Source organism: Burkholderia sp. AU38729, from assembly GCF_020419725.1.
Taxonomy (GTDB): Bacteria; Pseudomonadota; Gammaproteobacteria; order Burkholderiales; family Burkholderiaceae; genus Burkholderia.
In genome coordinates, this window is record NZ_JAIZQO010000010.1 from 43,557 (window position 1) to 57,847 (window position 14,291).

General features: G+C 66.4%; 15 protein-coding genes. 11 read left to right on the forward strand and 4 right to left on the reverse strand.

The window, feature by feature from the left end; all coding sequences use genetic code 11:
• Window positions 1-11: 11 nt before the first annotated feature.
• The 4 genes from LGM56_RS25240 to LGM56_RS25255 all read right to left on the reverse strand — a co-directional run bounded on the left by LGM56_RS25240 (window position 12) and on the right by LGM56_RS25255 (window position 4,263).
• Window positions 12-656, reverse strand: a complete 645-nt coding sequence (locus LGM56_RS25240) for a phosphatidylserine decarboxylase (RefSeq protein WP_039370565.1) — start codon at window positions 654-656, stop codon at window positions 12-14.
• A gap of 127 nt (window positions 657-783) precedes the next feature.
• Window positions 784-1,800 (reverse strand): ketol-acid reductoisomerase, encoded by a 1,017-nt coding sequence (ilvC, locus tag LGM56_RS25245; protein WP_039370562.1) that lies wholly within the window; start codon window positions 1,798-1,800, stop codon window positions 784-786.
• 95 nt (window positions 1,801-1,895) lie between these two features.
• Window positions 1,896-2,387, reverse strand: a complete 492-nt coding sequence (gene ilvN, locus LGM56_RS25250) for an acetolactate synthase small subunit (RefSeq protein ID WP_011352712.1) — start codon at window positions 2,385-2,387, stop codon at window positions 1,896-1,898.
• Window positions 2,388-2,499: 112 nt separating this feature from the next.
• A complete protein-coding gene (locus LGM56_RS25255; RefSeq protein WP_011352713.1) occupies window positions 2,500-4,263 on the reverse strand; it encodes an acetolactate synthase 3 catalytic subunit in 1,764 nt (587 codons plus the stop codon).
• A 354-nt stretch (window positions 4,264-4,617) separates the two neighbouring features.
• On the opposite strand from LGM56_RS25255, the gene LGM56_RS25260 reads away from it, so the two are divergent.
• The 11 genes from LGM56_RS25260 to LGM56_RS25310 all read left to right on the forward strand — a co-directional run bounded on the left by LGM56_RS25260 (window position 4,618) and on the right by LGM56_RS25310 (window position 14,116).
• The gene (locus LGM56_RS25260) at window positions 4,618-5,181 is read left to right on the forward strand and encodes an RNA polymerase sigma factor (protein ID WP_089495335.1); all 564 of its coding nucleotides are present in this window, start codon (window positions 4,618-4,620) and stop codon (window positions 5,179-5,181) included.
• On the forward strand, window positions 5,178-5,603 hold the full coding sequence (locus LGM56_RS25265; RefSeq protein ID WP_089495336.1) for a DUF3619 family protein: 426 nt from the start codon (window positions 5,178-5,180) through the stop codon (window positions 5,601-5,603). Before LGM56_RS25260 ends, LGM56_RS25265 begins: the two co-directional genes overlap by 4 nt.
• Before the next feature lie 26 nt (window positions 5,604-5,629).
• Window positions 5,630-6,394: a DUF3106 domain-containing protein gene (locus LGM56_RS25270; protein WP_089495337.1), complete on the forward strand. Its 765-nt coding sequence runs from the start codon at window positions 5,630-5,632 to the stop codon at window positions 6,392-6,394.
• Between the two features lie 6 nt (window positions 6,395-6,400).
• On the forward strand, window positions 6,401-6,907 hold the full coding sequence (locus LGM56_RS25275) for an RDD family protein (protein ID WP_089495338.1): 507 nt from the start codon (window positions 6,401-6,403) through the stop codon (window positions 6,905-6,907).
• A gap of 225 nt (window positions 6,908-7,132) precedes the next feature.
• A complete protein-coding gene (locus LGM56_RS25280) occupies window positions 7,133-8,071 on the forward strand; it encodes a UDP-2,3-diacylglucosamine diphosphatase (RefSeq protein ID WP_041492905.1) in 939 nt (312 codons plus the stop codon).
• Window positions 8,072-8,100: 29 nt separating this feature from the next.
• A complete protein-coding gene (locus tag LGM56_RS25285; RefSeq protein WP_059531147.1) occupies window positions 8,101-9,135 on the forward strand; it encodes a glycosyltransferase family 4 protein in 1,035 nt (344 codons plus the stop codon).
• A complete protein-coding gene (locus LGM56_RS25290; protein ID WP_039370536.1) occupies window positions 9,132-9,668 on the forward strand; it encodes a diacylglycerol kinase in 537 nt (178 codons plus the stop codon). Before LGM56_RS25285 ends, LGM56_RS25290 begins: the two co-directional genes overlap by 4 nt.
• A gap of 205 nt (window positions 9,669-9,873) precedes the next feature.
• Entirely contained in the window at window positions 9,874-10,632 is a 759-nt protein-coding gene (locus tag LGM56_RS25295; RefSeq protein WP_089495339.1) for a TetR/AcrR family transcriptional regulator, read from the forward strand.
• Window positions 10,629-11,210 (forward strand): TIGR00730 family Rossman fold protein, encoded by a 582-nt coding sequence (locus LGM56_RS25300; RefSeq protein ID WP_175951124.1) that lies wholly within the window; start codon window positions 10,629-10,631, stop codon window positions 11,208-11,210. Before LGM56_RS25295 ends, LGM56_RS25300 begins: the two co-directional genes overlap by 4 nt.
• Window positions 11,211-11,232: 22 nt before the next feature.
• Window positions 11,233-11,994, forward strand: coding sequence for an SDR family oxidoreductase (locus tag LGM56_RS25305; protein WP_226207072.1), 762 nt, complete (start codon window positions 11,233-11,235; stop codon window positions 11,992-11,994).
• A 229-nt stretch (window positions 11,995-12,223) separates the two neighbouring features.
• On the forward strand, window positions 12,224-14,116 hold the full coding sequence (locus LGM56_RS25310) for an ArnT family glycosyltransferase (RefSeq protein ID WP_089495342.1): 1,893 nt from the start codon (window positions 12,224-12,226) through the stop codon (window positions 14,114-14,116).
• Window positions 14,117-14,291 lie beyond the last annotated feature (175 nt).

Sequence of the window (14,291 nt, forward strand, 5' to 3'; positions counted from 1 at the left end):
CGCCCCGCCGCTTACTGTTCGAGTTCGGCGAGGATCGTCGACGACGCGTAGACCTTCTCGCCGATCGACACCTTCGCGCGGCTGCCGAGCGGCAGGTACACGTCGACGCGCGAACCGAAGCGGATGAAACCGTAGCGCTGGCCGCGCGACAGCGGTTCGCCCGCGCGCACGTAGCAGAGGATCCGGCGCGCAACGAGGCCGGCGATCTGCACCGCGGTCACGGTCTTGCCGCTCGCCGTCTGGATCACGACCGCATTACGCTCGTTCTCGGTCGACGCCTTGTCGATCGCCGCGTTCAGGAACGCGCCCGGGAAGTATTCGACCTTGGAGATCGCGCCATCGACCGGCGAACGCTGCGAATGGACGTTGAAGACATTCATGAACACGCTGATCTTCAGCGCTTCGCGGTTCGCGTACGGGTCCTGCGTGGTCTCGACCGCGACGATACGGCCGTCCGCCGGGCACAGCACCGCGTTCGGCTGCGCCGGGATCGGACGCTGCGGGTCGCGGAAGAACTGGACGACGAAGACGAGCAGCAGCCAGAACGGCCACGCGAAGCCGAAGCCCCCGACAGCATGGATCAACAGCGCGATGACGGCTGCAATCGCGATGAACGGCCAGCCTTCGCGCGCGATGATCGGATGAGGATAGTTCATGGATTCGTTCTGTGTTCGGTGAATTGCAAAGCCCGTAGGATAGCAAAAGCCGCCCGGGGCACTGCTGCCTTCGGGCGGCTTTTTGGTACCGGCCCTCTATTCGAAGGGCCGGATCAGCACGCGGTGCTTAGTTCTTCGACTGGTCGACGAGCTTGTTCTTCGCGATCCACGGCATCATCGCGCGCAGTTTCGAGCCGACTTGCTCGATCTGGTGCTCGGCCGTCAGGCGGCGGCGCGACTGCAGCGTCGGTGCGCCTGCCTTGTTCTCGAGAATGAAGCTCTTCGCGTACTCGCCCGTCTGGATGTCGGTCAGGCACTGCTTCATCGCCTTCTTCGTCTCTTCCGTGACGATGCGCGGGCCCGTCACGTACTCGCCGTACTCGGCGTTGTTCGAGATCGAGTAGTTCATGTTCGCGATGCCGCCTTCGTAGATCAGGTCGACGATCAGCTTCAGTTCGTGCAGGCACTCGAAGTACGCCATTTCCGGCGCGTAGCCTGCTTCGACCAGCGTCTCGAAGCCGGCCTTGATCAGCTCGACGGTACCGCCGCACAGCACGGCCTGCTCGCCGAACAGGTCGGTTTCGGTTTCTTCACGGAAGTTGGTTTCGATGATGCCCGCACGGCCGCCGCCGTTCGCTGCCGCGTACGACAGCGCGATGTCGCGTGCCGCGCCCGACTTGTTCTGCGCAACCGCGATCAGGTGCGGCACGCCGCCACCTTGCGAGTACGTGCCGCGAACCGTGTGGCCCGGTGCCTTCGGCGCGATCATGATCACGTCGAGGTCGGCGCGCGGGATCACCGCGCCGTAGTGGACGTTGAAGCCGTGCGCGAATGCCAGCGCCGCGCCCTGCTTGATGTTCGCGTGGACTTCCTTCGCGTACACGTCGGCGATCTGCTCGTCCGGCAGCAGCATCATCACGACGTCGGCGCTCTTCACCGCTTCCGCGACTTCCTTGACCGACAGGCCTGCGTTTTCGGCCTTGCTCCACGACGCGCCGCCCTTGCGCAGGCCGACCGTCACGTTCACGCCGCTGTCCTTCAGGTTCAGCGCGTGTGCATGGCCTTGCGAGCCGTAGCCGATGATCGTGACTTGCTTGCCCTTGATGAGGGAGAGGTCAGCGTCTTTGTCGTAGAAAACGTTCATGATGGTTCCTTCGCTAATTCAAAAATTCAACAATTCGTTCGGATGGAGTACTGCGGGCCGGGACATGACGGCGCACCCGGCGTGCCTGTCCGGCATCACACCTTCAGGATGCGCTCGCCGCGTCCGATGCCGGAGCTGCCGGTGCGCACGGTCTCTAGGATCGCGCCCGCGTCCAGCCCCTGGATGAATGCGTCGAGCTTGTCGCTCGCGCCCGTCAATTCGATCGTGTAGGTCTTTTCGGTCACGTCGATGATGCGGCCGCGGAAAATGTCCGCCATCCGCTTCATTTCTTCGCGCTCCTTGCCCACTGCACGTACCTTGATCAGCATCAGCTCGCGTTCGATGTGTGCACCGTCGGTCAGGTCCACCACTTTCACCACCTCGATCAGGCGGTTCAGATGCTTCGTGATCTGTTCGATCACGTCGTCGGAGCCAATGGAAACGATGGTGAGCCGCGACAGCGATTGGTCTTCGGTCGGCGCCACCGTCAAGGTTTCGATGTTGTAGCCGCGTGCGGAAAACAGACCGACCACGCGCGACAGCGCGCCCGGTTCGTTCTCCAGCAGGACGGAAATGATGTGTCTCATGTTCGCTTCTTCCAGAATGTGTCCGTGTCGATTCTCTCGCGCCGCGCGCTGCCGCGTGCCGCGCCGCCCTTCGTGAAGGCGGCCGCATCGGGCTCAGGCGCGCGTCGCGCCGTTACAGATCTTCCGATCCGAGCAGCATCTCGGTGATGCCCTTGCCGGCCTGTACCATCGGCCAGACGTTTTCGGTCGGATCGGTCTGGAAGTCGAGAAACACGGTGCGGTCCTTCAGGCGCAACGCTTCCTTCAGCGCCGGCTCCACATCCGAGGTCTTTTCGATCCGCAAGCCGACATGGCCGTACGCTTCGGCGAGCTTCACGAAATCAGGCAGCGCATCCATGTACGAATGCGAATAGCGCTTGCTGTATTCGATCTGCTGCCACTGGCGAACCATGCCGAGATAGCGGTTGTTCAGCGAAATGATCTTCACGGGCGTGTCGTACTGCAGGCAGGTCGACAGTTCCTGGATGCACATCTGGATCGAGCCTTCGCCCGTGATGCACAGCACGTCGTCGTCCGGGTGCGCCATCTTGACGCCCATCGCTGCCGGCAGGCCGAAGCCCATCGTGCCGAGGCCGCCGGAGTTGATCCAGCGACGCGGCTTGTTGAAACGGTAGAACTGCGCCGCCCACATCTGGTGCTGGCCGACGTCCGAGCACACGAACGCATTGCCGTCCGTCAGCTCCCACGCCTTCTCGACCACGTACTGCGGCTTGATGATCTCGCTCTCGCGGTCGTACTTCAGGCAATCCTTCGAGCGCCAGCCCTCGATGTCCTTCCACCATTGCGCGAGCGCCTCGGTGTCGGGGCCATGCTCGGCCGTCTGCAGCTGCTCGATCAGCTCCTTCAGCACCTCCTTCACGTCGCCGACGATCGGGATGTCGACCTTCACACGCTTCGAGATCGACGACGGGTCGATGTCGATGTGGATGATCTTGCGCGGACGCGACGCGAAGTGCGCCGGGTCGCCGATCACGCGGTCGTCGAAGCGGGCACCGATCGCGATCAGCACGTCGCAGTGCTGCATCGCCATGTTCGCTTCGTAGGTGCCGTGCATGCCGAGCATGCCGAGGAATTTCTTGTCCGACGCGCGATAGCCGCCCAGGCCCATCAGCGTGTTCGTGACCGGGTAGCCGAGGAGATCCGCGAACTGGTTCAGTTCGCGCGACGCGTCGGCGAGGATGATGCCGCCACCCGTGTAGATGTACGGACGCTTGGCCGTCAGCAGCAGCGACACGGCCTTGCGGATCTGGCCCGAATGGCCCTTCGTGACCGGGTTGTACGAACGCAGCGACACGCTCTTGACGGGCTCGTATTCGCACGGCGTCTTCGAGATGTCCTTCGGGATGTCGATCAGCACCGGGCCCGGACGGCCGGTGCGGGCGATATAGAACGCCTTCTTGACGGTTTCCGCGAGGTCGCGCACGTCCTTCACGAGGAAGTTGTGCTTCACGCACGGACGCGTGATGCCGACGGTGTCGCACTCCTGGAAGGCATCCTGGCCGATCGCGGCCGTGGGCACCTGGCCGCTGATCACGACCATCGGGATCGAATCCATGTACGCCGTGGCGATGCCGGTCACCGCGTTGGTGACACCGGGGCCCGACGTCACGAGGCAGACGCCGACATTGCCGGTGGAACGCGCATACGCATCGGCTGCGTGCACGGCCGCTTGTTCATGGCGCACCAGCACGTGCTGAATCTTGTCCTGCTTGTAAAGCTCGTCGTAGATGTAAAGTACCGAGCCGCCGGGGTAGCCCCAGATGAATTCGACGTTTTCGTCGGCCAGTGCCTTCATGAGCACGGTACCGCCGATGGAGTCGCTATCGGGAGGGGAAAGGGGTTCCGACGTGGAGAATTCCGCGCTGGGCATGTTCATTTTGACCTTTCGAATTTTCGGCAAAAAATTGATCGGGTGCTCTCTGCCGGGCTTGTGGCTCGGGTTCAAGCGGCGCGTCCAGTTTGAAGGGCAGGCTTCTTGGGCCAGCCTCAAATGAGACCATCACTTCATGTTGCGAATCATTGACGATAGCGGGTCGCGAGGGGGTCGTCAAGCAAAATATCCCGCAGCGCATCATGGGCGCCGCCCGGCACCCGCCGCCGCGGCTCGCGCGCAACGTGCGGCGGCCAACCCGGTGCCAAGCGGCGCGAAAATTTGATAGCATCCGCGGGTTTTACGAAATTTTTCGCCCTTTTACACCACGCAGCGGCCCGCAGCGCATACCTTCACGGAATGGCATCAGACAAGGAACTCGCCGACTTTCTGGCGGGCGTCGAAAGGCGCGCGTTCAAGCAGGCTGCGTACGCCGTGCGTGACGACGATGCGTCGCTCGACATCGTGCAGGACGCGATGATCAAGCTTGCGGAGAAGTACGGCGACCGGCCGGCGGCCGAGTTGCCGCTGCTTTTTCAGCGGATCCTGCAGAACGCGATCCACGACTGGTTCCGCCGGCAGAAAGTCCGCAACACGTGGGTCACGCTCTTCTCGTCGCTGAACAGCGGCGACGACGACGACTTCGACCCGCTCGAAACACTCGAATCCGCGGACGACAACGCGGGCGTCGAAAGCAGCGAGCACCGCCTCGAACGAGAGCAGGTTCTGGCCCTGATCGACGAAGAAATCCAGAAGCTTCCGGCGCGTCAACGGGAAGCGTTCCTGATGCGTTATTGGGAAGATATGGATGTCGCCGAGACTGCCGCCGCAATGGGGTGCTCCGAGGGCAGCGTGAAGACGCACTGCTCACGGGCCACCCACACGCTGGCGCATGCGCTCAAGGCCAAAGGAATCACGCTATGAGCTCCGCTCCCGCAAATCGAGAACACGAATTCGCGTTGAAGGTGCGCCGCGCGCTGGACGAGTGCGCGGCCGACCTGCCTGCCGCGACCACCGACCGTCTGGCCGTCGCCCGCCGGGCCGCGCTCGCGCGCAAGAAGCCCGAAGCCGCGACCGTGCCGGTGTTCGTGCCGGCCTTCGCCGGCGCGGCCGGTGCGTACGGCACGGCGCCCGCGAGCCGCCCGCAGGCGTCGCTCGCGCGCCGCCTGCTGCGCGCGTGGCCGCTGGCGCTGCTGCTCGCGGGGCTCGTCGGCATCGCCTACTGGGAAGACATGCAGCGCACCGCCGAACTCGCCGACATCGACGCGGCGATGCTCAGCGACGACCTGCCGCTCAATGCGTATCTCGATCACGGGTTCAACGCGTATCTGTCGCGCGCTCACTAACAGACAATAACGAGGGGATCGCACGGGTGAGTCAGAAGCGCGGCCTGGCCGTATTTTTCGGATGCGTAATCGCGATCGCCGTTTCCTACGTCGCCACTTACCCACGATTCCACCCGGCCCCCGCGACGACCGCCGCCGCGGTCAGCAGCCCTGCCGCGCCCGCATCGGCCGCGACCGGGCTGAGCACCGAACTCCCCCCGCTGCCCCTACCCCTGCCGCTGCCGGCCGCTACCGGCCCGTTGTCGTGGGCGCGCCTCACGCCGGCGCAGCACGCGGCGCTCGCGCCGTTCGCCGACCAGTGGGACGGCTTCAGCGATGCCCGCAAGCGTAAATGGCTGAAGATCGCATCGCGTTTCGCGAAGTTGACGCCCGATGACCAGAAGCGCCTGCAGGACCGGATGACCGAATGGGCCAAGATGACGCCCGAGCAGCGCCGTGTCGCGCGCGAGAACTACCAGAGTGCGAAGGAGCTTTCCGCGCAGGCGCGCGAGCGGGCGTGGAAGGCATACCAGCAACTCCCGGAAGAGCAGAAGGAACGTCTCGCGGCCGCCGAGCGCCGCCGCCGGCCGAGCGTCGTCAGTGCGCCGCCGACCGTCGCCGACCGGGACGTGCGCCGCCTCGTCAATTCGCACGAACACCCAGCAAGCGGCCCGGCCACCGTACCGGCGCCCGTCTCGGCCGCCGTCGCGCCGCCGGTACCCGCATCGTCGACGGCCGGCACCGCATCCGCGCCGGCTGCCGTGGCGCCGGTGTCGCCCGCCGACGCGCCCTCGCTGTTCAAGGGCTCCTGAGCGCCCGTGGCGAACGCCCACGCACCTGAAACTCCGACCGCCGCGCCGTCCGTGCGACGGCGTCTCGCCGCGCTGCTCTACGAAGGTGTGCTGCTGTTCGGCGTGGTGTTCTTCGCCGGGCTCGCGTTCAGCCTCGCGACGCAGCAACGCAACGGCCTCGTCCATCACAACCTGCTCGCCGCCTGGATCGCGCTCGTGGTCGGCGCGTACTTCGTCTGGTTCTGGACCCACGGCGGCCAAACGCTGCCGATGAAGACCTGGCGGCTGCGGCTCGAATCGTCGAGCGGCCGGCCGCTGAGCGCGGGCCACGCGCTCGTCCGCTATGTGCTCGGCTGGCTGTGGTTCCTGCCGCCGCTCGCGCTGCATCCACTCCTCGGCCTGTCGGTACCCGTCACGCTCGCGCTCACCGCCGCATGGATCGCCGTATGGGCAGGCGCCGCGCGACTGCATGCCGAGCGCCAGTTTCCGCACGACCGGATCGCCCGCACGCGCGTCGTCGCGATACCGCGCTGACGCACGGCATTCGCCTGATGAAAACACCTCGCCGAGGCGACTTCCGCCCGGCCCGGCAGCCTCGCCCGACAATGGCGAGCCGTTCCGTACGGCACATTACGCAACGCCCGGTCATTCACTGCTAAACACCCTGCAGCGGTCGTAATAAGAACGTCTCGTGACTGTCATGGCACAGTCACGCCCGCATGGCGGAATGCCGGTAATGTCAACCGGCGCGAGTCATGCATGGGCCAGAAAACGTCCGCGACCTCCCTGTTCCGTCACCCTATCGGCGCCCGCGCCGCCACAGCGTTCCTGTCCGGTTCTGCCGCAACCGACGGGCTGGTATCGCAAGACCCGCCTGCCGGGCACGCCGCGCAGCATGACGACCCCGACTCGTCGGCCCACCGCTATCGCACCATCTGGCTGTCCGACATCCACCTCGGCTCGAGCGGCTGCCAGGCGCCGTACCTGCTCGACTTCCTGCGCCACAACGATTCGGAGTACCTGTACCTCGTCGGCGACATCATCGACGGCTGGCAGCTGAAAAAGGGCTGGTACTGGCCGCAGGCGCACAACGACGTCGTGCAGAAGATCCTGCGCAAGGCACGCAAGGGGACGCAGGTCGTCTACATCCCCGGCAACCACGACGAAGGCGCGCGGCAGTTCTGCGATCTCGCATTCGGCGACATCCAGGTGCGCGGCGAGGCGTTCCACACGACGCTCGCGGGCAAACGTTTGTGGATCGTGCACGGCGACCTGTTCGACGGCGTGATCCAGCACGCGAAATGGCTCGCGTACCTCGGCGACACGCTCTACACGCTGATCCTCGTGCTGAACCGCTGGTTCAACCGGATCCGCAGCCGGCTCGGCTTCCAGTACTGGTCGCTGTCGCAGTACCTGAAGCACCAGGTCAAGAACGCCGTCAACTTCATCTCCCAGTTCGAGACCGTGATGACCGACGAGGCGCGCCGCCGCGGCTGCGACGGCGTCGTGTGCGGCCACATCCACAAGGCGGAGATCCGCGACATCGACGGCGTGCTGTACTGCAACGACGGCGACTGGGTCGAAAGCCTGTCCGCACTCGTCGAAACGATGGAAGGCGAACTGAAGATCGTCTACTGGACGGTGATGCGCACCGCACCGACGGAGACCACGTCGCGCAAGGCCAAGGCCACTGCCTGACACCCCCCTACTTACAGGACAAAGCCGCGATGAAGATCATGATCGTCACCGACGCGTGGGAACCGCAGGTCAACGGCGTCGTGCGCACGCTGAAGAGCACGTCGCGCGAACTCACCGCGCTCGGCCACCGCGTCGAACTGCTGACGCCGCTGGAATTCCGTACGGTGCCCTGCCCGACCTACCCGGAGATCCGCCTGTCGATCCTGCCGTACCGCAAGCTGCGCGCGCGGATCGATGCGTTCGCCCCCGACGCGCTGCACATCGCGACCGAAGGCCCGCTCGGCCTCGCCGCGCGACGCTACGCGCGATCGCGCAAGCTGCCGTACACGACCGCGTACCACACGCGCTTTCCGGAATACGTGCAGGCGCGCTTCGGCATCCCGCTCGCCGCGACCTACCGCTTCCTGCACTGGTTCCACGGCCCGTCGCTCGCGGTGATGGCGCCGACGCCGGTCGTCAAGCAGGACCTCGAGAAATTCGGCTTCACGAACGTCGTGCTGTGGACGCGCGGCGTCGATCTCGACGTGTTCCGGCCGATGGAATCGAAGGTGCTCAACACCGCGCGGCCGATCTTCCTGTACGTGGGCCGCGTCGCGATCGAGAAGAACGTCGAGGCATTCCTGCGCCTCGACCTGCCCGGCTCGAAATGGGTCGCGGGCGAAGGCCCCGCGCTCGCTGAGCTGAAGTCGCGCTATCCGGAAGCAAACTATCTCGGCGTGCTGTCACAGGCCGAGCTCGCCAAGGTGTATGCTGCGGCCGACGTGTTCGTGTTCCCGAGTCGCACCGACACGTTCGGCCTCGTGCTGCTCGAGGCGCTCGCCTGCGGCACGCCGGTAGCCGCGTATCCCGTGACGGGCCCGATCGACGTGCTCGGCGAAGGCGACGCCGGCGCGATGCACGAAGACCTGCAGGAAGCCTGCCTCGAGGCGCTTAAGATCGAACGCACCACTGCGCGCGCGTGGGCCGAACGCTTCTCGTGGCGCGCGGCATCCGAGCAGTTCGCGTCGCATCTGAAGCCGCTGCCGAAGACCGCGTACTCGCCAGCAGAAGGTGCCGCCGTTTGAAACGAGACCTGAACGACAAAATCCCGCCCCCCGACGCAACGCCGCAACGGCACCGCCCGTTCGACGAGGAAGAGCCGCATGCCGACGCGGACGTGCACGCGCACGAGCCGCTCGGCCCCGACGATCGGCTCGCGCCGCTGCCGCCGAACCCGTACAAGCGCCATCGCGGCATCACGCGCGCCTGGTACGCCCTCAAGCATTCGCTGAACGGCTTTCGCGTGGCGATTCGCGAGGAGAGCGCGTTTCGCCAGGAGCTCACGCTCGCTGCGCTGATGCTCCCGATCGGCGCGTTCGCACCGGTGCCGGCGGCATCGCGTGCGCTGCTGATCGCGTCGGTGCTGCTCGTGCTGATCGTCGAGCTGCTGAACTCGAGCGTCGAGGCCGCGATCGACCGCATCTCGCTCGAGCGTCACGAACTCTCGAAGCGCGCGAAGGATCTCGGCAGCGCAGCCGTGACCGTCGCGCTGTTCGCGTGCGTGACGACGTGGGGCTTCGTGCTCGGCCCAGTCGTCGCACGCTGGCTCGGCTTCTAGAGAGCTGCCCTGCGGGTACCTGGCGCACCGCCCGCGTGCGGCGCTGCACCATGCGCTGCGCGGGGCGGCGATCACGAAATGCCCCGATGTGGCGAAACCCCGGTTTATAATCGTCCGCTAGACATAGAACAGCAACCCGCGCCGGACGAATCACGCAGCATCGATTGCAGCGCCCGCCAGTCCGGCACACACAGGGCCGGACGACATGGAAGCGAAACCTCCCCGCCGCACCCGCGAACGGATTCTCGAGTTGTCGTTGAAACTCTTCAACGAGATCGGCGAGCCGAACGTCACGACCACGACGATCGCCGAGGAAATGGAAATCAGTCCAGGCAACCTGTACTACCATTTCCGCAACAAGGACGACATCATCAACAGCATCTTCGCGCAGTTCGAGCAGCAGATCGAACGGCGGCTGCGCTTTCCCGAAGATCACCGTCCGACGATCGACGAAACCTGGTCGTACCTGCAGTACATGGCCGATTTCATGTGGACCTACCGGTTCCTGTATCGCGACCTCAACGACCTGCTCGCCCGCAACCGCACGCTCGAGACGCACTTCAAGCAGATCATCAGCCACAAGGTGCGCTTCGCGCGCGACATGTGCGAGCTGCTCGTGTCCGACGCCGAGATGGTCGCGACGCCCGCGGAGATCGAAGTCATCGCCACCAACATGGCCGTCATTTCGACGTACTGGCTGTCGTATCAGTACGTGATGCATCCGCGCAAATACAACGACCAGGACGCGATCCGCGAGGAACTGCACCAGGTCAGCATGCACGTGATCTCCGTGATGGCACCGTACCTGCGCGGCCGTTCGCGCCAGCTGTTCGACGACCTGGTCTCCGGCAAGCTGCCGAAGCGCCAGTTCACCGACTACCTGCCGCCGCGCGACGGCTCGCCGCGCCCCGCCGACAGCCCCGTCGTCACCGGGCAGGCGCCCGCCAAGGATGCCAAGCAATGAAGGCTGTTTGTGTTTACTGCGGCTCGTCGTCCGGCGTGCGGCCCGTCTATGCCGACGCCGCGCGCGCATTCGGCCGCGCGCTCGTCGATGCGGACCTCACGCTCGTCTACGGCGGCGGCCGGGTCGGCCTGATGGGCGTGATCGCCGACGAAGTGATGGCGGCCGGCGGCCGTGCAGTCGGCGTGATCCCCGAACTGCTCGTCGACAAGGAAGTCGGCCATACCGGGCTGTCGGAGCTGCACGTCGTGCCTGACATGCATCACCGCAAGAAAATGATGGCCGACCTGTCCGATGCGTTCGTCGCGATGCCCGGCGGCGCCGGCACGCTCGAGGAGCTCTTCGAGGTTTACACGTGGGCGCAGCTCGGCTATCACCGCAAGCCCGTCGCGCTCTACAACATCGATTCGTTCTACGATCCGCTGATCGCGCTGCTGCGCCATACGGTCGACGAGGGCTTCATGCGTCCGGCCTATTTCGACGCACTGTGCGTCGAATCGGAACCCGTCGAGCTGATCGAGCGACTGCGCCGCTACCAGCCGCCCGCCCGCGACAAGTGGGCGCCCGACGCGGCCAAGTAACCGTCACCGGAACCCGCACGCGATGACCGCACCGTCCGAGCGCAAGGCCGTCCTCATCACCGGCGCGAGTCGCGGCATCGGCCGCGCGACCGCCGTGCTCGCGGCCGAGCGCGGCTGGGACGTCGGCATCAACTACGCGCGCGACGCGGCGGCGGCCGAACTCACCGCGCAGGCCGTCCGCGACGCGGGCGGCCGGGCGTGCGTCGTCGCGGGCGACGTCGCGAACGAAGCCGATGTCGTCGCGATGTTCGACACCGTCACGGCCGCATTCGGCCGCGTCGACGCGCTCGTCAACAACGCGGGCATCGTCGCGCCGTCGATGCCGCTCGCCGACATGCCGGCCGACCGGCTGCGGCGGATGTTCGACACCAACGTGCTCGGCGCGTATCTGTGTGCGCGCGAAGCCGCGCGCCGGCTCTCCACCGACCGCGGCGGCCGCGGCGGCGCGATCGTCAACGTCTCGTCGATCGCCTCCCGGCTCGGCTCGCCGAACGAATACGTCGACTATGCGGGGTCGAAAGGCGCGGTCGACTCGCTGACGATCGGTCTCGCGAAGGAACTCGGCCCGCACGGCGTACGCGTCAACGCGATCCGACCCGGCCTGATCGAGACCGACATTCACGCGAGCGGCGGCCAGCCGGGCCGTGCGGCCCGCCTCGGCGCCACGACACCGCTCGGCCGCGCGGGCGAAGCGCGGGAGATCGCCGAAGCGATCGTCTGGCTACTGGGCGACGCGGCGTCCTACACGACGGGCGCCCTGCTCGACGTCGGCGGCGGCCGGTAATTCCGCACTGCGGCGCATCCAAAACCACCGTCCGAAGCGATCCGTCGTCACGACACCACAAATCTCCACAATTTCGTGACACGAACGGTAATCCACCGTAACAATTCCGTGGTCTACTAGCGGACATTCAGGCAGGTGTCATAAACACCCGTCCGTTGGCCTTTGATATGGCCCCAATCGGTCCTGCCCACGTCGCCGGATCCGCTCGACTCGACCCGAGATTCCTTCCATGCCTGGAACCGCAGCGCCCAGCCGGCGACGCACGTCTGTGCCCGCTCCGGCCCAGTACACCCATTCGACCGCCGACGCCGATCTCACCGCAACGCTCGACGCCGCCGGCACGCCCGTCGCCGCCTCGACCGCCGTCACCAGCACGACGCGCGAACGCTCGCGCCTGCTCGGCTGGCGCGCGTGGCTGTTCGTCGCCGCGCTGATCTGCGCGTATACGCTGCCGGGCGTGCTCGGCCACGACCCGTGGAAGCAGGACGAAACCTACACGTTCGGCATCATCCAGCACATGCTCGAGACCGGCGACTTCGTCGTGCCGACCAATGCCGGCCTGCCGTTCATGGAAAAGCCGCCGCTCTACGCCTGGGTCGCGACCAGCCTCGCGTGGCTGCTGCAGCGCGTGATGCCGCTGCACGACGCGGCCCGGCTCGCGAGCGCGCTGTTCGCCGCACTGGCATTCGGCTTCATCGCGCGCGCGGCGCGCGTCGCCAGCCGCGCGGACGCCTGGTTCGACCTGCGCGTGATCGGTCCCGTCGTGCTGAGCGCCGGCACGCTCGTGGTCATCAAGCACGTGCACGACATGATGACCGACGTCGCGCTGTTCGCCGGCACGGCAATCGCGTTCTGCGGACTGCTCGAACTCGTGATGCAGCACGTCGCGCGTGCGCAGCAGATGCGGCACGGGCTACCGGTCCGGCCGTCGGGCCGCTGGGCCGCGCCGATCTTCGGCGCGGGCGTCGGCATCGCACTGATGACGAAGGGGCTGTTCGTGCCGCTCGTGTTTGCCGCCACGCTCGTCGGCGCGATGGTGCTCTATCCGGCCTGCCGCACCCGCGCGTTCGCGCGCTCGCTCGGCGTCGCCGCACTGGTGTTCGCGCCGTTCGCGCTCGTCTGGCCGACCGCGCTGTTCCTGCGCTCCGAGACGCTGTTCATGACGTGGTTCTGGGACAACAACGTCGGCCGCTTCTTCGGTTTCTCCGTCCCCGAACTGGGCGCGGAAAACGACAAGCCGTTCTTCATCCTGCGTGCGTTCCTGCTCGTCGGCTTCCCGGTCGCGCCGCTCGCGATCGTCGCGCTCGCGCGCGGTGCGTGGCGCGACTGGCGCACGCCGCGCATCGCGCTGCCGGTGATGTTCACGCTCGTCGGGCTCGTCGTGCTGCAAGTGTCCGCGACGTCGCGCCAGCTCTACATCCTGCCGTTCTTCGCCCCGCTCGCGCTGGTCGCCGCACAGGCCATCGACCGCCTGCCGCGCCAGCTGCATCTCGCGTGGGACTACCTGAGCCGCATCCTGTTCGGCACGGCCGCCGCGCTCGCCTGGGCCATCTGGGCGGTGATGGCCGATCCGGCGGCGTCGCGCAAGGATCTGACGCTGCTCGGCCGCTGGCTGCCGCTCGACTGGACGATGCCGATCGAACCCGCGCTCGTGATCGGTGCGCTCGTGCTGACGGTCGGCTGGCTGACGCTGCTGCCGAAGCTGCGCGCGACGGGCGTCTGGCGCGGCGCGCTGTCGTGGGGCGCCGGCGCACTCGTCGCATGGGGGCTCATTTACACGCTGCTGCTGCCATGGCTCGACGTCGCGAAAAGCTACCGCTCGGTGTTCGACGACCTGAACGCGCATCTCGCACTCGAATGGAACGACGGCGACTGCATGGCGAGCCTGCACGGGCTCGGCGAATCGGAAGCGCCGATGCTGTACTACTTCTCCGGCATCCAGCACACGCCGATCGACGACGCGAAGACGACACGCTGCACCTGGATGATCGTTCAGGGCGTGCGGGCCGTCGATCCGGCACCCGGCGACGAATGGAAACTGTTCTGGACGGGCTCCCGCCCGGGCGACAACGAGGAACTGCTGCGCGTGTACGTGCGCACGCCCGAACAGCACGTTGAGTAAGGCGGGGGAGCGACGGCGGACGCGCCGCCGTCGTGCTTGCCCTCGTACCGGGCGTGGCGTGGTGAGCACCACCGCCCGAGCAGCGAACAGCCATCGGGAAATGCGCGCCGCCGCCCGGCGTGCCCTGCCGCCACCGTGCCCGCGTGACTCCGCGGGCCTCCCCTCTTCCCGCGTC

What these genes read in the sequence shown, in the direction of transcription:
- LGM56_RS25285 (WP_059531147.1), top strand. Translation starts at nt 8,101, where the DNA reads ATGAAGATCATGATCGTCACCGACGCGTGGGAACCGCAGGTCAACGGC.
- LGM56_RS25300 (WP_175951124.1), top strand. Translation starts at nt 10,629, where the DNA reads ATGAAGGCTGTTTGTGTTTACTGCGGCTCGTCGTCCGGCGTGCGGCCC.
- LGM56_RS25255 (WP_011352713.1), bottom strand. Translation starts at nt 4,263, where the DNA reads ATGAACATGCCCAGCGCGGAATTCTCCACGTCGGAACCCCTTTCCCCT.
- LGM56_RS25265 (WP_089495336.1), top strand. Translation starts at nt 5,178, where the DNA reads ATGAGCTCCGCTCCCGCAAATCGAGAACACGAATTCGCGTTGAAGGTG.
- ilvC (WP_039370562.1), bottom strand. Translation starts at nt 1,800, where the DNA reads ATGAACGTTTTCTACGACAAAGACGCTGACCTCTCCCTCATCAAGGGC.
- LGM56_RS25310 (WP_089495342.1), top strand. Translation starts at nt 12,224, where the DNA reads ATGCCTGGAACCGCAGCGCCCAGCCGGCGACGCACGTCTGTGCCCGCT.
- LGM56_RS25240 (WP_039370565.1), bottom strand. Translation starts at nt 656, where the DNA reads ATGAACTATCCTCATCCGATCATCGCGCGCGAAGGCTGGCCGTTCATC.
- LGM56_RS25280 (WP_041492905.1), top strand. Translation starts at nt 7,133, where the DNA reads ATGGGCCAGAAAACGTCCGCGACCTCCCTGTTCCGTCACCCTATCGGC.
- ilvN (WP_011352712.1), bottom strand. Translation starts at nt 2,387, where the DNA reads ATGAGACACATCATTTCCGTCCTGCTGGAGAACGAACCGGGCGCGCTG.
- LGM56_RS25260 (WP_089495335.1), top strand. Translation starts at nt 4,618, where the DNA reads ATGGCATCAGACAAGGAACTCGCCGACTTTCTGGCGGGCGTCGAAAGG.
- LGM56_RS25305 (WP_226207072.1), top strand. Translation starts at nt 11,233, where the DNA reads ATGACCGCACCGTCCGAGCGCAAGGCCGTCCTCATCACCGGCGCGAGT.
- LGM56_RS25295 (WP_089495339.1), top strand. Translation starts at nt 9,874, where the DNA reads ATGGAAGCGAAACCTCCCCGCCGCACCCGCGAACGGATTCTCGAGTTG.